At 47.5% G+C, this 20,380-nt stretch carries 22 protein-coding genes and 1 tRNA gene; 18 read left to right on the top strand and 5 right to left on the bottom strand.

Annotated features, from left to right (window positions below; genetic code table 11):
• Positions 1–42: 42 nt before the first annotated feature.
• Complete coding sequence (locus G548_RS0110560; protein WP_022794128.1) at positions 43–519, top strand: S-ribosylhomocysteine lyase; 477 nt, start codon at positions 43–45, stop codon at positions 517–519.
• A 108-nt stretch (positions 520–627) separates the two neighbouring features.
• On the opposite strand, the gene G548_RS17925 is transcribed toward G548_RS0110560, so the two are convergent.
• Positions 628–1,251 carry a cysteine hydrolase family protein gene (locus tag G548_RS17925; RefSeq protein ID WP_022794127.1) on the bottom strand — a complete coding sequence of 208 codons (624 nt, stop codon included), beginning with the start codon at positions 1,249–1,251 and terminating at the stop codon, positions 628–630.
• Positions 1,252–1,529: 278 nt separating this feature from the next.
• Between G548_RS17925 and G548_RS0110550 the strand changes: the two genes are divergently transcribed.
• From G548_RS0110550 to G548_RS17920, 3 genes are all read left to right on the top strand, one after another.
• Positions 1,530–1,973, top strand: coding sequence for an Lrp/AsnC family transcriptional regulator (locus G548_RS0110550; RefSeq protein WP_051143862.1), 444 nt, complete (start codon positions 1,530–1,532; stop codon positions 1,971–1,973).
• Positions 1,970–3,148, top strand: coding sequence for an aminotransferase (locus tag G548_RS0110545; RefSeq protein WP_022794125.1), 1,179 nt, complete (start codon positions 1,970–1,972; stop codon positions 3,146–3,148). The genes G548_RS0110550 and G548_RS0110545 overlap by 4 nt, the downstream gene beginning before the upstream one ends.
• 145 nt (positions 3,149–3,293) lie before the next feature.
• Entirely contained in the window at positions 3,294–4,727 is a 1,434-nt protein-coding gene (locus G548_RS17920; RefSeq protein ID WP_022794124.1) for a DUF2254 domain-containing protein, read from the top strand.
• Positions 4,728–4,753: 26 nt separating this feature from the next.
• Here the strand turns inward: G548_RS17920 and G548_RS0110535 are convergent, their stop codons facing one another.
• Positions 4,754–6,106: a sodium-dependent transporter gene (locus G548_RS0110535; protein ID WP_022794123.1), complete on the bottom strand. Its 1,353-nt coding sequence runs from the start codon at positions 6,104–6,106 to the stop codon at positions 4,754–4,756.
• 150 nt (positions 6,107–6,256) lie between these two features.
• Here G548_RS0110535 and yugI point away from each other — a divergent pair, with 150 nt between their 5' ends.
• The 3 genes from yugI (at position 6,257) to G548_RS0110520 (ending at position 8,428) form a co-directional block, all read left to right on the top strand.
• Positions 6,257–6,688 carry a S1 domain-containing post-transcriptional regulator GSP13 gene (gene yugI, locus G548_RS0110530; protein WP_022794122.1) on the top strand — a complete coding sequence of 144 codons (432 nt, stop codon included), beginning with the start codon at positions 6,257–6,259 and terminating at the stop codon, positions 6,686–6,688.
• 171 nt (positions 6,689–6,859) lie between these two features.
• The gene (locus G548_RS0110525; RefSeq protein WP_022794121.1) at positions 6,860–8,218 is read left to right on the top strand and encodes a glucose-6-phosphate isomerase; all 1,359 of its coding nucleotides are present in this window, start codon (positions 6,860–6,862) and stop codon (positions 8,216–8,218) included.
• A gap of 134 nt (positions 8,219–8,352) precedes the next feature.
• Positions 8,353–8,428: transfer RNA gene (locus tag G548_RS0110520), tRNA-Ala, on the top strand.
• A 233-nt stretch (positions 8,429–8,661) separates the two neighbouring features.
• On the opposite strand, the gene G548_RS19225 is transcribed toward G548_RS0110520, so the two are convergent.
• On the bottom strand, positions 8,662–8,826 hold the full coding sequence (locus G548_RS19225) for a hypothetical protein (protein WP_022794120.1): 165 nt from the start codon (positions 8,824–8,826) through the stop codon (positions 8,662–8,664).
• A gap of 178 nt (positions 8,827–9,004) precedes the next feature.
• On the opposite strand from G548_RS19225, the gene G548_RS0110510 reads away from it, so the two are divergent.
• The 7 genes from G548_RS0110510 (at position 9,005) to G548_RS0110470 (ending at position 14,707) form a co-directional block, all read left to right on the top strand.
• Positions 9,005–9,817 (top strand): SGNH/GDSL hydrolase family protein, encoded by an 813-nt coding sequence (locus G548_RS0110510; protein WP_022794119.1) that lies wholly within the window; start codon positions 9,005–9,007, stop codon positions 9,815–9,817.
• Between the two features lie 660 nt (positions 9,818–10,477).
• Positions 10,478–11,095 carry a hypothetical protein gene (locus tag G548_RS18810; protein ID WP_022794116.1) on the top strand — a complete coding sequence of 206 codons (618 nt, stop codon included), beginning with the start codon at positions 10,478–10,480 and terminating at the stop codon, positions 11,093–11,095.
• 46 nt (positions 11,096–11,141) lie between these two features.
• On the top strand, positions 11,142–11,555 hold the full coding sequence (locus tag G548_RS0110490; RefSeq protein WP_022794115.1) for a DUF3942 family protein: 414 nt from the start codon (positions 11,142–11,144) through the stop codon (positions 11,553–11,555).
• A 190-nt stretch (positions 11,556–11,745) separates the two neighbouring features.
• Complete coding sequence (panB, locus tag G548_RS0110485; RefSeq protein WP_022794114.1) at positions 11,746–12,588, top strand: 3-methyl-2-oxobutanoate hydroxymethyltransferase; 843 nt, start codon at positions 11,746–11,748, stop codon at positions 12,586–12,588.
• Positions 12,585–13,448 carry a pantoate--beta-alanine ligase gene (gene panC, locus G548_RS0110480; protein ID WP_022794113.1) on the top strand — a complete coding sequence of 288 codons (864 nt, stop codon included), beginning with the start codon at positions 12,585–12,587 and terminating at the stop codon, positions 13,446–13,448. The genes panB and panC overlap by 4 nt, the downstream gene beginning before the upstream one ends.
• A 5-nt stretch (positions 13,449–13,453) precedes the next feature.
• A complete protein-coding gene (gene panD / locus G548_RS0110475) occupies positions 13,454–13,840 on the top strand; it encodes an aspartate 1-decarboxylase (RefSeq protein WP_022794112.1) in 387 nt (128 codons plus the stop codon).
• A 15-nt stretch (positions 13,841–13,855) separates the two neighbouring features.
• Positions 13,856–14,707 (top strand): aminoglycoside 6-adenylyltransferase, encoded by an 852-nt coding sequence (locus G548_RS0110470; protein WP_022794111.1) that lies wholly within the window; start codon positions 13,856–13,858, stop codon positions 14,705–14,707.
• Positions 14,708–14,874: 167 nt separating this feature from the next.
• Here G548_RS0110470 and G548_RS0110465 read toward each other — a convergent pair whose 3' ends face one another.
• Complete coding sequence (locus G548_RS0110465) at positions 14,875–15,414, bottom strand: dihydrofolate reductase family protein (RefSeq protein ID WP_022794110.1); 540 nt, start codon at positions 15,412–15,414, stop codon at positions 14,875–14,877.
• Between the two features lie 86 nt (positions 15,415–15,500).
• Between G548_RS0110465 and G548_RS18805 the strand changes: the two genes are divergently transcribed.
• The 4 genes from G548_RS18805 to ytkD all read left to right on the top strand — a co-directional run bounded on the left by G548_RS18805 (position 15,501) and on the right by ytkD (position 18,558).
• Positions 15,501–16,265 carry a C40 family peptidase gene (locus G548_RS18805; protein ID WP_022794109.1) on the top strand — a complete coding sequence of 255 codons (765 nt, stop codon included), beginning with the start codon at positions 15,501–15,503 and terminating at the stop codon, positions 16,263–16,265.
• A gap of 90 nt (positions 16,266–16,355) precedes the next feature.
• Positions 16,356–17,543 carry a MalY/PatB family protein gene (locus G548_RS0110455; RefSeq protein WP_022794108.1) on the top strand — a complete coding sequence of 396 codons (1,188 nt, stop codon included), beginning with the start codon at positions 16,356–16,358 and terminating at the stop codon, positions 17,541–17,543.
• The gene (locus G548_RS0110450; RefSeq protein ID WP_022794107.1) at positions 17,540–18,010 is read left to right on the top strand and encodes a YwpF family protein; all 471 of its coding nucleotides are present in this window, start codon (positions 17,540–17,542) and stop codon (positions 18,008–18,010) included. Before G548_RS0110455 ends, G548_RS0110450 begins: the two co-directional genes overlap by 4 nt.
• A 56-nt stretch (positions 18,011–18,066) precedes the next feature.
• Positions 18,067–18,558: an RNA deprotection pyrophosphohydrolase gene (ytkD, locus tag G548_RS0110445; RefSeq protein ID WP_022794106.1), complete on the top strand. Its 492-nt coding sequence runs from the start codon at positions 18,067–18,069 to the stop codon at positions 18,556–18,558.
• A gap of 81 nt (positions 18,559–18,639) precedes the next feature.
• On the opposite strand, the gene pckA is transcribed toward ytkD, so the two are convergent.
• Positions 18,640–20,223: a phosphoenolpyruvate carboxykinase (ATP) gene (gene pckA / locus G548_RS0110440; protein WP_022794105.1), complete on the bottom strand. Its 1,584-nt coding sequence runs from the start codon at positions 20,221–20,223 to the stop codon at positions 18,640–18,642.
• Between the last annotated feature and the right edge of the window lie 157 nt (positions 20,224–20,380).

The raw sequence follows: 20,380 nt of genomic DNA, 5'->3' as shown, positions 1-20,380 counted from the left end.
ACAATAGGTAGAAGAAAATAATAAAGGAGTGAACGTAACGATATGGCAAAAGTAGAAAGCTTTGAACTCGATCATACGAAAGTAGTTGCTCCGTACGTCCGTCAGGCAGGCGTGCAGAAGGTTGGAAGTGACGGCATCGTCACTAAATTCGATATCCGTTTCTGTCAGCCGAATGAGGATAACCTTGAGCCGCCGACGATTCATACAATGGAGCATCTGCTTGCATTAAATATTCGTGAATATGCTGAAGACTACGATCATTTTGAAGTCATTGATCTTTCACCGATGGGCTGTCAGACAGGCTTTTATCTGATTATGAACGGGGAGCCGGCGGTAAGTGAGATCATCGATATTCTTGAAAAAACAATGAAAGACGGCGTAGAAGTGACCGAAGTGCCGGCGGCAACTGAATTGCAGTGCGGCCAGGCGAAGCTTCATGATCTTGAAGGCGCCAAGCAGGTTTTCCGCAACTGGCTCAACCAGGACAAGGCTTCACTCGAACGTGTATTTGAAGCATAATTATTAAGCATCCTTCCGGTGACTCCGGAAGGATGCTTTTATTTGGTGCCTCTTTGGTGTAAATGCCAGTATGTAAAAAGCTTCCGGGCACCCGGAAGCTTTACGTGTTTATGAAGAATGAGTCGGCTGCGGAAGCTCCTGGGCCTCCTGGATGATTTTTTCCAGATCGTAGTCAGTGCTGTCTCTAGTGTCGGCACCGAGTACCTTACTCATTAAATTAATGGCTTCTTCATTGGCCTGCATACTGTTTGATGCGGTGCAGTCCTGTGGGACCATTAATTTATACCCGCGCATATAAGCATCGTTTACTGTAAAGTGGACACACATGTTCCCGGCGACGCCGGCGAATATAATTGTCGTAACCCCGAGGTAGTTCAACAGGATTTCCAACGGAGTGGCAAAAAATCCGGAAAACTGAGGTTTGAGTATATAATAGTCATCGTCATCGGGAAGGATTTTTTCTACTACTGGTTTGCCTGGCACGCCGTCACGTCTGCAGTATTCTACCAGATCAGGGAAATTGCTCTGCCAGCGTCCGTAATTATCGTTCACGTAAATAACAGGGATATCTTTTTCTTTCGCCTGCTTTTTTAAGTTTTTAACATTTTCAGCTGCATCAAGGGCATGTGGGAGTAACTCGTCACTGTCCGGAAAATCTAAATCATTTATCATATCGAGAACTACAAAAGCTACATTGGACTGTTGATTTACATGGGGTTTTTCTGATGCCATATTATCGCCTCCATTTTTACTGATTCCTTTTTTGAATAAATTTTAAAAGGGTTTTTGTAGTTAGCAGTGAATCAATTTGAAAATTTTCGTGGAAAGCTTGATAATGTTTTATATACCATCTAAAAAAATAGTGTAAAAAAGAAGGACATATCGTTTGGTGTCCTCTCTTAGTGTACAATAGTACACAGGAGATGTAATTCTGAAGAGAGAGAAAGGGGCTGCCATTCTTGAATGAAAAAGAGTTAGAGATTCTGCATTTGTTGGAGCAGAATGCCAGAATGGATATTAAAACAATTGCCAAGCTAATAGATCAAACAGAAGAAGAAGTAGAAATGATGCTGAAAAAGTTAGAGGAAAACAAAGTAATCGTCACATACGCTACTGTGGTGGACTGGAGTAAAGTCAATAACCATGACGGTGTGACGGCAATGATTGATGTAAAAGTCACTCCGCAGCGGGGGGTCGGTTTTGATGAAGTAGCGGAACGAATTCATCGTTTTCCGGAGGTGAAGGCTCTGTATTTGGTATCTGGTACGTATGACCTTCAGGTGGTCATCGAGGGAAAAACGATGTCTGAAATCGCTTCGTTTGTTTCTGGCAAACTGTCGGCGCTTGATTCGGTTATTTCCACGACGACGCATTTCCGCCTAAAAACGTATAAACACGACGGAGTAGTGTTTGGCGATGACGATGAAGATCACAGAATGATGGTTTCGCCATGAATACTTCCTCCACACAGCAGCACAGACTGTCAGAAACCGTACAGCAGTTAAAGCCTTCAGGTATACGCCGTTTTTTTGATTTAGCTTCTACGATGGATAACGTCATTTCCCTTGGGGTGGGGGAACCGGATTTTGTGACGCCGTGGAATGTAAGGGAAGCGAGCATTGTGTCGATGGAGAGAGGCTTTACCTCCTATACGGCAAATGCCGGATTGATTGAACTCCGGAGAGCCGTTTCATATTATCTCGAAAACTCCTTCGGCGTCTCGTATCATCCCGAATCGGATATTGTGATTACTGTGGGGGCAAGTGAGGGCATCGATGCAGCTTTTCGGGCGATTATTAATCCGGGGGATGAAGTAATTGTCGCAGAACCCTGCTTTGTCTCCTACGCGCCGATCATCACTATGGCCGGAGGGGTGCCCGTACCGCTTGAAACGACAAAAAAACACGACTTTAAAATCAACGCAGAAGACCTTGAAGGCCTTATCACTTCGAAAACGAAAGCGGTGCTTCTTTCATACCCAAACAACCCGACCGGAGCCCACATGTCAAAAGAGGAGCTCGAGCCGGTCGTAAAGGTCATTAAGGACTATGACCTGCTGGCTGTCTCGGACGAAATTTATGCCGAACTCAGCTATGATTATGAGCATGCAAGCCTTCCGGCGTTTCCGGGGATGCTCGAGCGCACCATTTTGATCTCCGGCTTTTCAAAAGCCTTTGCGATGACAGGGTGGAGGGTAGGGTATGTATGCGGTCCGAAAGACATTATGGCTGCAGTGCTTAAAATTCATCAGTATACGATGATGTGTGCTTCCACCTCCGCTCAGTTTGGAGCGCTCGAAGCGTTGAAAAACGGGCGTGCCGATGTCGAGAAAATGGTGGCAAGCTACCGTCAGCGCCGCAATTATTTAGTGAAGACGTTTGCGGAGATGGGGCTCGAGTGCCACACACCGCTCGGCGCTTTCTATGCATTCCCTACGATTGAAAAGCTTGGTATGGATGCCGAGACGTTTGCCGAGGCGTTTCTGACAGAGGAGCAGGTGGCTGTGGTGCCGGGAACGGTCTTTGGTTCAGGAGGAGAAGGGCATGTCCGCTGCTCGTATGCTACTTCGCTGGAATCGCTTGTAGAGGCCATGGAGCGGTTCAAACGCTTTATGGACCGGCATGGATAAAAAAATACGGACCGGCAGGTTTTCGCTGCCGGTTTTTTCATGTAAGGTTGCACTATACTGACTTCAGTTTAAAACATAAACGGAAGGGAAAACACTACAGGGACTTACATACGTATTTCTGGTTCGTATAGAGAGGATGAATTTATTGAAAAATGCTATTCGACGCATGCTGCCGAAAAAAATCCGGCAGATGATGAGCATGTCTTACCGCCAGCAGTGGTATGAAGTACGCTCGAGCTTGTGGGTGCTTCCGGCTATTTACATCATGCTCGCGGCCGTACTTTCTGTGGTGGCCTACTGGGCAGAATTTGGCCTGCAGCCGGCGTTCAATTCGCTGCCGGTGTTTTCGACGGAATACAGTCTGGCGCAGACGATGTACAGCACGATGCTCTCCGGCGTACTCACCTTGAACGCTTTTACATTTAACTCAATTCTCGTCGTGCTGACGAGCTTTTCGGGACAATTTACCCCTCGGGTGCTTTTTAACTTTATTGCCGACCGGAAAACCCAGCACTCGATCGGGATCTTTAACCTATGTTTCTTTTTCCTGCTGTTTGTATTCTTCTTCCTTGATTCAAGCATGAGTGAATACGTTATTTTCCCTATCTCCGGTGTGGTAATGACTTCTATTTCTGTCATCAATTTTATTTTGTTTATCAACCATGCAACGAGATGGATGCAGGTATCAAGCATTACGAATTCCATGAAAGAAGAATCCCAGCTGCGTATTTTGAATACGCTCATTTATGACCTGGAGCCATACCGTCCGCAGGACCCCAACCGGGTCTTCCGGGAAAAAACACACGGCGAAGCCCACGTAGTGGCCAGTGAGCGGACCGGCTTTCTGCAGGTGGTGGATTTTGGCAAGCTGATAAGAGAAGCCAGAAAAGACGGGGTCGTTATTCAGATGGAGCGCCGCGTCGGTGACTTCGTGATGGAAGGAATTACGTTATTTAAATACTGGAAAACGGACAGCAGCGCGGACATGGCGATCAATGAACAGAAATTCCGCCAGTTTTTATACCTGGGGCACAGCAAAACAGAAGTGCAGGATTTGGAGTTCGGCATTCGGAAATTGACCGAAATTGCGATCAAATCAATCGGAAACGATGAGCCCATGACCGCCCAGGATGCTATTTACCAGTTAACGGACCTGCTGTTTTCGATTTCCAAGGTTACAAAATTTACTCCGTACTTAACGGATGAAGATGAAACGCTGCGCCTGATTATGCAGGATGAAGAATTCTCCTTTTATGTATACTCTGCCTTCAGTCATATTGCCTCGTACTCTGAAAATGATCCGGTTGTTACAAACAGCCTGCTTGAGGCACTGGTTATTTTATCAAAAGCGTTAAACACGAAGGATAAAAACTGCTGCTGGCATTACGGGAAGGTAATTGCCCGCGGCTTTACCGGCCAGTTTAAATATGATTACGATCAGCTGAAATTCGTGAACAATATTGAAGCTCTTTCGGAGAACTCGGAGGACAAGGAATCGTTTCAAAGCTTTGTCCGCGATTTCATTGATCGCGGCGTTATTCAGGAAAAGCATATTCCGGAACGCCAGTATAAAGATTAAAAAAAGCAGCCCGCGGGCTGCTTTTTTTAGGCTCCTGAGAATAATCCGATAAGGGAATTGATGAATACGATGATAATTGCTACCGGAGCGATGTAGCGAATGACGGTAAACCACAGGAGAAATACCCCATTTCCCATCACAGAGCCCCTCATTACTTCATCACGCAGATCTGCTTTCTTAATTTTTAATGGAAGAAACAAAGATACGATTAGTGCTCCGAGAGGAAGCAGGAAGTTACTTGTGAGAATATCAATGGAATCAAAGAAGGTGTTGCCAAAAATAAGCCAGTCAGAAAGCAGCCCGTACGACAGGTTCGACGGAATGCCGAGGATGAAAATCAGAATACCGACGACCCAGGCTGTGCGCCCACGGCTGTCCGGACGTTTGTAAGACACTGAGGAAACGATAATCTCAAGCAGTGAAAATGCCGAAGTTAACGTGGCGAATACAAGCAGGAGCATAAACAGCGTAAAGAACAGCGAACCGAGGGCAAGCTGCTCAAACACCGCCGGCAGTACAATGAAAATTAGATTCGGGCCGGCATCCGGCGGAATATCAAAAGCGAACACTCCCGGGAAAATAGCAAGTCCGGAAAGCAGCGAAATAATAATCGTTAATACGACGATAGAAAAAGCTGAGTTGATCAGGCTTTTTTCCTTCGGAAGGTATGAACTGTATGTAGCCATTACAGAGTTACCGAGGCTGAGCGAGAAAAACGCCTGGCCGAGTGCGAATAGGATCGTGGTGCCTGTGACTGCACTGAAGTCCGGCTGCAAAAAGAAAGCAATACCTTCACCGGCTCCTTCAAGGGTAAGCGAACGGATGACAATTACAATAAATAAAATAAACAGGGCAGGCATCATCCAGTTGGTCGTCCGTTCGATGCCTTTACGCACACCGCCCTGCACGACAAGAATCGTAATCAGCATAAAGGCAAGATGGGCGATACCTACTTCCCATGGGTTTGAAATAATTGAACCGAAAAGGGCTCCGTAGTCTGTCCCTTCACTTGCAAGACCTCCAAGGCTCCGGACGAAGTAAATAATAATCCAGCCTCCGACAACGGAATAAAAAGATAAAATTAGAATAGCACAAATCATGCCCATGATACCGTTGAAAAACCATGGAGTGTTCGGCGCAATAGTTTTATAGGCAGGGACCGGCGGCTTCTGAGTGCGGCGCCCGACTACAAATTCGGCTATTAATAAAGCGGTTCCGAGAATGAGCGTAAAAGCAACAAAAATCAGAAAAAAAGCCCCGCCGCCGCTGGTTCCTGCGACATACGGCAGACGCCAGACAGCGCCCAGACCAATGGCAGATCCGGCTGCTGCTAATACGAACCCAAGCCTCGTCCCCCACTGTTCACGTGGTTGGCTCATAGTAGGTTCCTCCTTAAAATTAATTTATTCCTTTAAAGTACCGAACATACGGGACTTTTGTCAAGAACAGGCCTTGAGTTTATCGATTGCCGAATCCCGAAAATAATGCTATAATTTGAAAGTTAATAAAAAGTTATAGGAGTTGTTTGAATGTCAGTACAGCAATATGAAGTAGGCGCAATCGTCGAGGGGAAAGTAACGGGGATTAAACCATTCGGCGCGTTCGTTGCGCTCGACGGAAATAAGCAAGGATTGGTTCACATTTCTGAAATTGCCCACGGCTACGTTAAAGATATTAACGAAGCACTTTCAGTAGGCGATGAAGTTAAAGTGAAAATCAAATCCGTCGATCAGGAATCAGGAAAGATTTCTCTTTCTATCCGGGATACTCTTCCGGCACCGGAAAAAAGCGAAAGCCGTCCGCAGAGCCAGGCACCGCGTCAAAGCAAAAGCAGCGGCCGTCCAGCCCAGCAGAGCAGTAACGACACCCAGGGATTTAATACTCTTGAAGATAAATTAAAAGACTGGCTGAAGCAATCCAATGAAATCCAGGCAGATCTGAATAAACGTGTACGGAAATAATCATTCCCGTTTTTAGAACCGTCGCTTTCGAGCGGCGGTTTTTTTATACAGTTGAAACGGGTACAGATACTTGAAGAACGTTTTGCGGGCGTTCCGGTTTTTCTTTATAATAGAGAAGGATTACAGAGACGGAGAAAAAAGTAAAACACATTTAAGGGAGGCAGTAATAATATGGCAAAGCAAATTGAAGTGAATAGCAAAAATATTTCTCAGGAAATATCAGAGCATGAGATCGAGCAGCTGCAGCCTATGGTGGAAACGGCCCATCGCATGATTCACGAAAAAACCGGTGCCGGTTCAGAATATCTCGGGTGGGTAGATCTTCCGGATACATACGACAAAGAGGAATTTTCGCGCATCCAGCAGGCAGCGGAAAAAATCAAAAAGGATTCGGACGTGTTGATTGTAATCGGTATCGGGGGCTCCTATCTCGGAGCAAAAGCGGCTATCGACAGCTTGAGCCATTCGTTTCGCAACCAGCTCGAAGGCTCTAAACGAAACGGCCCGGAAATTTATTTCGCCGGTCACCAGATCAGTCAGCGCTACATGCATGACCTTCTTGAAATGGTGGAGGGCAAGGACGTTTCTGTGAACGTCATTTCAAAATCCGGGACTACGACAGAGCCGGCTCTTGCGTTCCGGGTTTTCCGGGACTGGCTCGAAAATAAGTACGGGGCAGAGGAAGCAGCTTCAAGAATTTACGCTACGACGGACAAAAGCAAAGGTGCTTTAAAAACGCTGGCTGATGAAAAGGGCTATGAAACGTTCGTCGTGCCGGATGACGTCGGCGGCCGTTATTCTGTTCTTACAGCCGTAGGTCTTCTGCCGATTGCCGCGGCAGGCCTGGACGTGGAAAAAATGATGGAAGGGGCAGCTGCCGCCATGGAAGCAGGCAAGCTTCAGAGCGTAAAAGAAAATTCGGCCTACCGTTACGCTGCTATCCGCTACGCTGCATACCAGAAGGGAAAAGCTATTGAACTGCTGGTGAACTATGAGCCGCACATGCACTTTGTATCTGAATGGTGGAAGCAGCTGTACGGGGAAAGCGAAGGTAAAGACGGCAAAGGATTGTTCCCGGCTGCAGTCGATTTCTCCACAGATCTGCACTCGATGGGACAGTATATCCAGGAAGGCCGTCGTCATCTGCTTGAAACAGTGCTGCATATCCAGGATGCAGGGAGCGCTCTGGAATTAAAAAACACCGATGATGATCTGGATGGCTTAAATTATCTATCCGGGGAAACGATGGGATTTGTCAACGAGAAGGCATTTGAAGGAACGCTTCTTGCCCATACGGATGGGGGCGTGCCAAATATTATTATTGATATTCCGGAATGGAATGAATATTACTTCGGATACCTCGTTTATTTCTTTGAAAAAGCATGCGCTGTGAGTGGTTATATGCTTGGCGTTAATCCATTTGACCAGCCGGGTGTCGAGGCGTATAAAAAGAATATGTTTGCGCTTCTCGGCAAACCGGGATTTGAAGAACGACAGACGGCGCTTGAAACGCGCCTGAATGAAGAGTAAGCAGAAACTCGGCCTGCCCGCCGGCAGGCCGGCTTTTTTATAAATTTGCATAAAAACATGAAAAAGGGCTTGTCAGACAGAAACAGACGAGGTACAATATTTTTTGTCGGCTGATATTTCAACGGCAAAAACATGGGGCCTTAGCTCAGCCGGGAGAGCGCTTGGCTGGCAGCCAAGAGGTCAGCGGTTCGATCCCGCTAGGCTCCACCATACATACTACGTCAACGACGCCGGTTTGAGGGTTAATTCTCAACCGGCGTCGTTTTTGTATTGGCAGCATATGTACTTTTTTTAGTTACAAAACTTGCCGTTCGAAACACAATGGGGTATTATATATTCATTCCAAGATACATACCACGCCAACGACGCCGGTTTGAGGGACTATCCTCGGCCCGGCGTCGTTCTTTGTTCCAGCGGTATGTGTTTAGAAGAACAGTCTTGGCCTATTTATAATAGAGATTTTCATTGGACAACGGAATCGAGGCATGGCAGTTTTCGCACGGCTGTTCGTTTCCGGTAACGTTGGCCTCAGTGCCCAGCGTTTCCGGGGGCATTTGAATGGAAGCTGTGTTTTCGTGTCCGCATTCCGGACATTTCACCATTAACATTGATTATTCACCTCGCTTTTTGTAATGGTTTTCCCGACTGCCCAAGGATTATAACTTCAATTGTAAGAAAAATAAGATAAATGGGAAGAACTGATCCTTTAGGCCTTGCAGGAGGTCTCTGGAATATATTAAGCTATGATCAATTCTCCATCGAAAATGACAAAAGGAGTTATGACAGGTGAGAAAACGATTTATACTGCTGATCACAGCAGCTGCCGCTGGAGGCTTCTGGATGATGGTTTCTTCAAATGGACCTTTCCAGGAAAGCGACGAAAGAACTAAAACGCCTGATGAGAATCTTTCAGAACTGGAAGAAATGAACATTTATTCATTTTTGCAGCACCGGCTGGATATCCGTCATGCGTCCACTGTAGAAGTATTTGGGTCAAGTGTAGCTGCCGGCACCGGCGCGGATCATTACAGCGAATCGTGGGCCGGACGGTTGGAGAAAAGACTGCATCGCATTACTGATGGCGGTCAGCATGTAGAGATGAACAATTACGGAGTGAACGGATATTCTTCAAAGGATATGCTGGAGCGGGGAGTGATCGATGGCGAACTTTCTGAAGAAGCGGATCTTGTGATTATTGAGACGGGGATATTAAACGATTTTTACCGGGATATTTCGGCCAATCAAAGTATTGATAATGTCCATCAATTGCTTCGGAAAGTGAAAACGAAAGCGCCGGACGCTGTCGTAGTAGTGATGAATCCCAACCCGGCGATCACGTATGAAAACGCGGAGCCGGAGATCGATACCGGCTATCAGAAGTTTGCAGACCAGCTCACAGAAGAATTTGAGCGCCGTGAAGGAATTTTGTTTATAGACGCTTCTGTTCCTTTTTATGAGGAAGCAGAGAACGGCCGGCAGATGGAAAAGTACATTGGGGACGGCATTCACCCAAATAGTGCGGGTTACCGGATCTGGTACGAACATATGGAGGTGTATTTTGAGCAGACACCTGTCCGGCAGGCAGAGGAATCCCGTTAAATAATTCATGATCTTTTAAAGAGAGAACGCGCTGCAAAAGCAGGGCGTTCTTTTTGCAGGCGTTCCTCTGAAACTGTTCACAAATGCAATTAGTAGATTATAAGAAGAAAGGAGGTGTAGCGGTAACAGCCGGGCAGCTGACAGGTGATTTCACGAATTCTTCTGGCCGGATTCAGGAGAATTTCCGGGAGCATACGACCGATGGATGTGTGAAAGAAGTACTGTTTTAGACAGAATCATAAAAAACAACTCGCAGGCAGTGATAAATGGGTAAGATAAAGGTGGATACCCAACTGGGGAAAGCAGAGCCATAAGAAACAGGAAGGAGATTTCTATGAGTTATACTGCGCGTGAACTAGTTTTCAGCCAAACCTTTAACTGCTGGAGCCGTATTTCATATTTGTATCAGTGTGAACCGAAAATAGTAACCGTATCGATTTTTCCCGCGGCCGGCAGAACAAGTACTCAATTTAACGCTGACACGTTGAGTATTGAAGAGTTTTGGAAGGTTTGCTACGAAAAATTCAAAGCCGATTTTTCGGAAAAATAAAAGCCATCTCTTATAAAAGTTAAAAACGGCGGTGCTTTCAGGGAACGTTTGCCCGTGTGCTCAGAGGGTAATTACCAATAGGTACAAGGAATGTTAGAAGAGGTGAAGGTATGACTGCCGGACTATTATTAAGCGCTGTTCCGCCCAAAGGGCATCCTTTTGTGATGATCGCCACGGATTCGAAGGGGGCAAGTCTTGAGGGCGGACCGGCGGATGAAAAGGCGCAGAAGGTATTTGACGCCGGAAATGCACTGCTGGCTGTGAGTGGTGTGGCAACAGACGCCCACCGGGCCCGGCTTGTAGAAATGCTTGAAACACATAAAGTACAACCGATTGATAAAAAAATGCAGCTGGTTTATGACGAAAGTCTGGCCGTGAAGAACGAGCTCGGCTTAAATATGACTGCTGCGATTATGCAGTTTGACGAAAACGGAAACCCGCAGGTAGCATTCTGCTATGTCGGCACAAATGAAGGAGACCGGCAGTTTAACCCGTATACGTTCGACCGCCGGGTGCCTGAGGTTAATCACGCTTATTTTGGTGAAGATAAAGAAGGGGTCACCGAGTTCCGAAAAAAGCTGGATGAAAAGCTCGATAAAAAAACAATTACCCCGGAGCATGTGCGGGAGTCTGCCGGGTGGTTTATCCGGAGGGCTGCGGAGGCTTTTCCTGAAGCGGTTAACACGAGGGTCCAGACTAAGGTAAAGGTGTTCAGACCCGGAGTGTGAACCGGCACAAAATATATTAATATGTAAATGAAAGGGGTTAAAATTAATGAGCTTTGAAAATACATTCGCCACCAAAACACGCAAATATTTAAATATTGATGCCCAGCCCGAGCAGCAGCTGATCGAATCTACGGCGAGGGAAATCATGTATTATTTCATGGATCTTGAAGAAGAATTTAAAAATATAAATGACCGCAAGTTTCATATTGAAGCGGGCTTTCATGAAAGCTATATTAAGATTAACAAGCGAAAACTCACTTTTGAGCTCAAGCATATTCCTTCCCACCGTATCACCATTATTCAAAAGGTGAATGGCAGTAAAGCCCATATAGATCATATTATTGCCAAAGACGATGAAGCCCGAAGTGAAGCGGATGAAACCCCCTTCAGCCGTGACTTGATCCGCCGGTATCTGATTCAGACATTCGGAGATTCTCTCGACTTAAGTAATATTTACTGATGTCCTCTCCCGGAGGGCATTTTTTATTGGGAAATTATTTTTAACAAACGAAGTCGCGGCGGTTGAATAAATGCCAGGGGCGTCAGATAATATACATGTGTAAACACAAGCCGGCTCAAGCATCGAGAAGAACATACCGGCAAAAAAATCAGATAATTCTTTATTTTTTAAATGAAGCAGGAGGAGAGAGATGAAAAGCACGGCGGTATTTAAACAGATGAAAGGCCGGCAGGAGCCGATCACAATGATCACAGCGTATGACGCTCCGACGGGAAAGGCGGCAGAAAAAGCCGGAATGGATATGATACTTGTGGGTGATTCTGCGGGCATGGTCGTGCACGGCTACGATTCCACGATTCCGGTCACGCTTGATGACATGGTGATGCATGCACGTGCGGTACGCCGGGGAGCCCCGGGCATATTTATCGTAGTGGATCTGCCCTTTTTAACCTATCATTCCTCTATAGAGAGCACGTTTACAGCAGTGAGGCGTCTTATGCAGGAAGGCGGGGCCCAGGCAGTTAAGCTTGAAGGGGGAGATGAAGTTACCGCAGAGACTATCGACCGCTTAACAGCTGCCGGCGTACCGGTCCTCGGGCATATTGGCCTTACTCCGCAGTCCGTCGGGGTGCTTGGAGGGTACAAGGTACAAGGGAAAACAAAAGAAGCAGCACAGCGGTTAATAAAGGAAGCACAGGGAATCGAACAGGCAGGGGCGTTTGCGCTGGTGCTTGAATGCGTGCCGGGAGAGCTTGCTGCCCGTATTGCAAGGCATCTTTCGATTCCGGTTATCGGTATAGGTGCCGGCGCCGGCGTTGACGGTCAGGTGCTGGTTTTTCATGACGCTGTCGGATGGGGGGACAGCTTTGTCCCTTCCTTTGCTAAGCAGTACACTAACGTCCAGGCCCAGATTGATGAAGCCCTTGAGAGCTACGTAAGCGATGTGAAAACGAAAGTATTCCCGGAGGACAGGCACACTTTTTCCATGGACGCCTCTGTGCTGAATGATCTTAGCAGGGGAGGGTCTTCATGAAAGTATTTTCTGCCATTCATGAACTTCGTAAGCATATCGATGAGCGAAAACAGCAGGGAGAAATGATTGGATTTGTGCCGACCATGGGAGCGCTGCACGAAGGGCATTTTTCATTAATAGCCCAGACCTTGAAAGAAAACGACGCAGCGGTGGTGAGCATTTTTGTTAATCCATTGCAGTTTGGCCCGAATGAAGATTACGAGGCGTATCCGCGTATGCTCGATGAGGATCTTGAAAACGCTGAAGCCCGGGGAGTCGATATAGTGTTTGCCCCTTCAGCAACAGAGATGTATCCCGAAGAGATGCAGACAGGAGTGCATGTGCATGAAGGAACTGAAGTACTCTGCGGCAAAAGCCGCCCAGGGCATTTTGACGGAGTGGCAACTGTGGTGCTGAAGCTGCTGCAGATTGTTCAGCCGGCTCGGGCCTACTTCGGGCAGAAGGATGCTCAGCAGGCCGCTGTACTGACGAATATGGCCCGTGATTTTAATCTTCCTGCAGAAATTGTTACGGGCCCGACGGTTCGGGAACCTGATGGCCTGGCGCTGAGCTCGCGCAATGTGAACTTAACCAGCGAAGAACGCCGGGAAGCTGTCTGGCTGTATGAAGGGTTAAAGCAGGGAGCTTTATGGATAGAAGAAGGCTCCTGCGCACCGGGGGAAATTTTGAAGAAAGCAAAGCATACAGTGGAAGCCAACATCTCCGGCACGATTGATTATATGGACATTTTAACGTACCCCGGTCTCAGGCCTGTAAAGGAATGGGACGGGCAGGTAATTATTGCAGGAGCGATGCAGTTTTCGGGAGCGAGACTTATCGATAATATTATTCTTTCTCCCGGCCAAAAAGGAAGGGCGTGACGCTGATGTATCGTACAATGATGAAATCAAAGCTTCACCGGGCCGTAGTTACAGAAGCAGATTTAAACTATGTAGGAAGCATTACCATTGACCGGGATCTGATGGAGGCGGTGGATCTGTGGGAAAATGAGAAAGTCCAGGTGGTTAATAATACGAACGGGGCCCGACTGGAAACGTACGTGATTGAAGGACCCCGGGGCAGCGGAGTGATTTGCTTAAATGGGGCAGCTGCGAGAATGGCACAGCCTGGGGATGTAGTCATAATTATTTCGTATGCGTTAATGGAAAATGAAACGGCCCGGGAGTTCAAGCCGGCGGTAGCAGTACTTGACAGTCATAATCAAATCCAGCAGATGCTTTCTTATGAGCCGGCTTCGACGACACTGGATTAAAAGGAGATCATGTCTGTGCGCACACCTGAAGCTATGATGGCGCTGATCATGGAGACTGCGAGGGACGATGAACGGGTCCGGGCCGCAGCTCTAAGCGGCTCCCGTGCAGCGGCCCAAAGCAGCAGTCCTGATCTTTTCAGCGATTTTGATATTATTTATTTTGTGGAAAATATGGAACAAATGATTAAGGACCGGGCCTGGCTTGACGTGTTTGGTGAGATTCTGATTATGCAGACGCCGGATGAAATGAATTTATACCGGGAACCATCTGGAGAATCATTTGCCTTTCTGATGCTTTTTGAGGACGGCAATCGCATTGATCTAACCTTAAAGCCAGCGGCCGGCAGATATGAGCATTGGAAGCAGGACGGTTTGACCCGCTGTCTGCTGGATAAAGATAACCCGGCTTCTGATTTTCCTGCTCCCACAGATATGGGCTACAAAACAAATATGCCGGGAGAGTCTTTCTTTCAGCAATGCTGTAATGAGTTTTGGTGGGTGGCTGTGTACGTGGCAAAAGGCTGGAGGCGCAAGGAAATGATCTATGCCCAGGCTCATCTTCATATTATCCGCCATATGCTGGTGCAAATGCTCCAATGGAAGGTGGTACTCGAAAAAAAGACATCAATAAATTTCGGACAGGAAGCGAAACATCTGGAAAAGCACCTGGGGGACAAGACCGGGAAAGAACTGGAATCTACTTTTGCAGCGGGTTCTTACGAAAGTATCTGGGCATCGCTGCAGACAGCGATGACTATGTTTGCCCGGGAATCTGCTTTTGTTGCGAATCAATGCGGGTTTGCGTTGAAAGGAGAGGAGGCAGCACGGGTGCAGCAGTATATTAAAAAGGTCGCACGCGTGCCGTAAATAAAAAAGGCTCCTGCCAAGCTAGCAGGAACAAAATGAAATATGGGATAAGAGCAACAAATTGGACGAATGTTACTCTATATGTTTATTATTACCTAAAGAGTAGGGAAAGTACACACTTTTCAGAAAAAATGATGCTTTTACCTACACAGGCTTGTGGGTCTAAACTACTGACTGGTTAAATATTCAGCCCGTTTATAGTGAAGCTGTGCCAATTCTCCCCAACGCTTCACTTCGTGCAGGTGCAGCCGTTTCGGCTGGCCGGTCCGTTGCTTAAACAATGGAATGCCGCTTCCTAAAAGGTCGGGCGTAAAGGTAATAATATATTCATCGATCAGTTCTGCTTCAAGGAGAGAATCTATAATGTCTGCTCCTCCAATGACCCAGATGCCACTCCCGGACTCCTGCTGTTTGTTTTGAAGCCATTCTGCCACGTTACCCTGTACAAAGGAGACGTGGCCATCGTTTCCCATGCGGCTGGTGGAAAATACATAGCAGTCTTTATCGCTGTACGGAAAGGAATCCGTTAAGACGAGCACGTGTTCATAGGTTTTTCTCCCCATTACGACCGTATCCATCCGCTGGTACATTTCATCGTAGCCATTGTCATCTTCGCCTTCGGCTTTCAGCAGCCAGTCAATACTCCCTTCTGCATCAGCGATATAACCGTCAAGACTGGCGGCGATAAACAGAATTACTGGCTTCATCGTGACCACTCCCCCTCTGTTAATACATTCATTTTATCATGTTAAAGCAAGAAAATAGGAACAATTACACGGGAAGGAGGTAAAATATGAAGAGAAACTGGATGTGGGTAAGTGTTGCTGCGGCAATGGTTATGGCAGGCGGTGCGGGCTACTGGGCAGACCGGCACGTTTTAATCACAAATGTCGATGGCAATGACAAAGCCTGGTATATCGAGGGCGGCAAGGCGGAGGAAGAGCTCTATCTTCGTCCAGAAACGGCGGCCTCGTTATACGGTGCGGAATTAGAACAAGAAGGTGAGGCCGTGCGTTTATCGGTGAATGGCAATTCGTGGGAGGGAGAGCTTGAACAGAGTCCGGCGTGGTTCAATTGGAGGGGAGCGGCTTATGTTCCTGCAAAAGAAGCCGCCGAAGAACTGGCATTCGAAGAAGAAGAGACCGAAAACCGCTATACAGCCCAGCTGTGGAGCCCGGCCCAGGAAAGAATCGCCAGAGTGATTGAAAAAGGCGAAGAGTTTACAGGCGTTCCATACAAATGGGGAGCATCTGAAACTACGACCGAATATTTCGATTGCTCCTCCTTTACCCAGCGCATGTACGCTGAAGAAAATGTTGATCTTCCCAGGGTGTCGGAGGACCAGGCGCAGGAAGGCCGGGACGTTGCTGAAGAAGACTGGAAACGGGGAGACCTGATTTTTTTCGATACGACTGGAGACGGCAGAATTAATCATGTGAGCATGTATATTTCTGACGAAACGCTGTTTCATGCCACAGAATCTGATGGTGTCGGGTATACCGATTTTTCGGATTACTGGAAAGAGTCTGTAGTGGAGGCAAAACGATTCATTGTTTAAAAGCCGTTTGGATTCGTCTTCCTAAAAAGAAAGTGATAAAATAAAGAACGGAATAGACATGGGAAGATGAAACGAGGAGGATTTTTAAGCATGGATTTTAACAAAGTATTAAACCGTAAAAATACAAACTCAATGAAGTGGGACTTTGCTGCCGAACGCTACGGCTCTTCGGAACTATGGCCAATGTGGGTCGCGGATATGGACTTTCAGGCGCCGCAGCCCGTGCTTGATGCCATGCAGGAGGTGCTGGATCACGGAATTTTCGGCTATCACCGGCGGCCGGAATCATTGAAGGATGCGACGACCGAATGGATTCGTACGCGCCATAACTGGAATGTAAGCAATGAGCAGCTCGTCTTTACCCCGGGCGTGGTGCCGGCGATTAGTCACCTGATTCAGACATTTACCGAAAAAGGTGAGGGCGTTATTCTGCAGACGCCGGTCTATTATCCGTTCTATGCGTTAGTGAATAATAACGAACGTACGCTTTATAAGAACCCGCTGAAGGAAACAGACGAAGGATTTACTATCGATGTGGAAAACCTTGAAGAACAGATGAAAGCCGGCGCGAAAATGCTGTTATTGTGCAGTCCCCATAACCCTATCGGTCGGGTATGGACCGAAGAGGAGCTGCAGCAGATTGCCGCACTGGCAGAGAAATACAACGTGCTGGTAGTATCCGATGAAATTCACGCAGACCTTATTCTCTCCGGCGTGCATGTCCCGTTTTCGAAGGCGGCGGATGGCTACGACGTGGAAACCATCACCTGCATGGCACCGAGCAAAACCTTTAATCTTGCAGCCCTGCAGCTCTCCTACGTTGTTTTTGAGAAAAAGGCTTCGCAAAAAGCATACGAAGCCCATCTGCAGCGCAATTTCGTAGGAATCGACAATCCATTTGCGACAGCCGCTGCCGAAGCTGCCTACCGGTACGGAACCGAGTGGCTGGAAGAACTGCTCGTCCACCTGCGGGAAAACGTTGATTACTTAAAGGACCAACTGGAATCGGCAATCCCGGAAGCGCACGTTATTAAGCCGGAAGGAACGTATCTCGTCTGGATTGATCTCCGGGACCTTGGCATGGACAAAAAAGAATTGGAGGAATGGCTGCGCAAAGAAGCAGGGGTAGCTCTGAGTGACGGGCATATTTTTGGAGAGGAAGGCGCTGGTTTTGTCCGTATCAACGTCGCCTGCCCACGTACGCATATCGATGAAGGAGTACGCCGCTTAAAAGAGGCATATGAACGCACCATTCAGGCCGCCGGCCGTAAATCATGAAGACCTTCCGTCTTGTCCGCCTCAGCTTGTTTCAAAAAGACGGTGACACGATCGAAATGCATGAGATCAAAATGAAAGAAGGCCTCATTATTAACCGGGAAGAGCCTGATAGATCCTGGCTGCTTGACGCGGTCATACCTACAGAGTATGAAGATATCATTCATGAGTGGGAAAGACACGAAGAAGAAATGCTGATGGAAGCAGTCATCACCCATCCCGACAATGCCCCGGCGCTTTTGAGGGGTGTCGTGAAAAAAACCACAAGGCTCGAGCATTCTCTTGGCGTTTTAATCCAGGCTTATATGGCCGGGAAAGATGAAAATATCACCGAATTGATATTAAAAGAGCTGATCACCGAAGGATATGAAGGCGATCGGCTGATGGAAGAGTTTCACGAGCGAAAAAACGATCAGCGCTCCTGGTCTAAGGCCATGGCGGCGAGATTATACAGCCGCCAGGAAAAATAATTTCCCCGGAGAGATGATAGAAGTGGAGTGATACGTATGTGTGAGGATCTTTGCATATGACGACCTGCTACAAATTCCGGGACTATTACAATAACGAAGTGGAATTGGCGTTAAACGGCACTCCATTTTCAGACAAGCCGGGACATGTATGGGTTATATGTTTATATGCCGGCAGGTGGCTGCTCACTCGTCACTCTCAGCGCGGGCTGGAGTTTCCGGGTGGAAAGATTGAAGAGGGAGAAGTCCCCGAAGAAGCAGCTGTAAGAGAGGTCGATGAAGAAACTGGCGGCCGGATTGAAGTGATACGCTCTCTCGGCCAGTACAAAGTGGCGGGCCGGAGTGAAGATGTAATAAAAAATATATACATCGCAGTGGTGGATTCACTGGTTCCTCATGAGGATTATATGGAAACAGACGGCCCGGTGCTGATAGAAACACTTCCAAGTAATATTCGTGATCATCCCGGCTACAGCTTTATTATGAAGGATGAAGTGCTCCCCCGTTCTGTGAAATATGCGGAGGAAGCAGGATATATTACATTAAAATGAAAGGAACCGGTATCTGTATATAAACAGGCACCGGTTCCTTTTTTAGCATTGAGTATTTCTGTTGTTAATGAACAATGGCAACTATAACTGAGTGGGCCCGGCGTTTGCAATAGAGGCAGGAACATCGTAAAAACGTTTGAAATTTTCGGCGAACTTGCGGGCAAGCATACGGGCCTGAATTTCGTAATCTCCGGCTTCTTTCCACATTTTCTTAGGCTGGAGCATATCTTCTGGAACGCCAGGGCAGGACTCAGGAATATGCAGTCCGAAAATAGGATCCTCGACCGTGGCTGTATCAGTCAGCTCTCCGTTGAGGGCTGCCTGCACCATAGCCCGGGTGTATGAAAGATCCATGCGGCTGCCGACTCCGTAACCGCCGCCGCTCCATCCGGTGTTCACCAGAAAGACAGGCACATTGTGTTCATCAATTTTTTCACCGAGCATTTCTGCATACACAGAAGCCTGCCGTGGAAGAAATGGTGCCCCAAAGCAGGTGGAAAAGGTTGCTTCAGGAGAAGTGACGCCTCTTTCCGTGCCGGCGAGCTTGCTTGTGTAGCCGCTGAGGAAATGGTACATAGCCTGCTCCTTCGTCAGTCTGCTGATAGGCGGGAGAACACCGAACGCATCTGCAGTTAAAAAGATAATTGCCGAAGGGTGGCCGGCTGTGCCGGAGGGGACAATCCCGTCGACGTGTTCAATCGGATAAGCCGCCCTCGTGTTTTCCGTAATTTGAGTATCAGTGTAGTCAACTTTTCCACTGGCAACGTCTACGCCGACATTTTCAAGCACGGCACCAAAACGGATAGCGTTCCAGATCTGCGGTTCTTTCTGTTTGGACAGGTTCGAGCATTTGGCGTAGCATCCGCCTTCGATGTTGAAAATTCCGTTTTCAGACCAACCGTGTTCATCATCGCCGACCAAAAGCCGGGAAGGGTCCGCGGAAAGGGTGGTTTTTCCAGTGCCGGAAAGCCCAAAAAACAGCGCGCTTTTTCCGTCGCTGCCGATGTTTGCCGAGCAGTGCATCGGGAGCACGTTTTGTTCCGGAAGCAGGTAATTCATAACAGAAAAGATTGATTTTTTCATTTCCCCGGCGTATTCTGTACCGCCGATTAAAATTGTGCGCCGGGCAAAGCTGATGACGATAAATGTTTCCGAAGACGTACCGTCTACCTCCGGATCTGCTTTACATTCCGGAGCAGAAATAAGAGTGAAGGGTGGAGTGGCAGGAGCTTCCCTTCCATCAGGACGGATAAACAGCTGGCGGGCGAACAATTGATGCCAGGCATAGGAGGTGACGACCCGGACAGGAAGCTGGTAGTCGGGATCGGCTCCGGCCAGGGCATCACCTGCGAAAACCTCGTCCTGACTGTTCAAATGAGCCGTCACTTTGTTATAAAGCCGTTCGAACACTTCCTCGGACATTGGTTTGTTTACATTCCCCCAGTCAATGGAAGGAGAACTGCCGGGCTCATCGACAATATATTTATCCTTTGGCGACCGGCCGGTATATTTGCCAGTTTTCACAGCAAGAGCACCTTCTGCTGTAAGGGATCCCTCCTGCAGAGCCAGCGAGCGCTTCACAAGCGCAGGGACAGAGAGATTCCATTGGATGTGCGCTTCATTCAATAGATTTGTTTCAGGTTTGGAAGCGAACGGCGGCTTCATAAACAATCACTCCTTAATGAGGGGGAAGTTGGATTTATTCATCATGAATGATGGATAGAATATAAAATAGTGTAACACATTTAATTAAATAGTACATACTTATTCGTTAAAAAAGTTCATGAATATTTTTAGTGCTGGAAGGGAAAAGATGTAAGAA

Source organism: Marinococcus halotolerans DSM 16375, from assembly GCF_000420725.1.
Taxonomy (GTDB): domain Bacteria; phylum Bacillota; class Bacilli; order Bacillales; family Marinococcaceae; genus Marinococcus; species Marinococcus halotolerans.
Note: the sequence above shows the minus strand (reverse complement) of the source record. Positions and strands in the feature narration are given on the sequence as shown.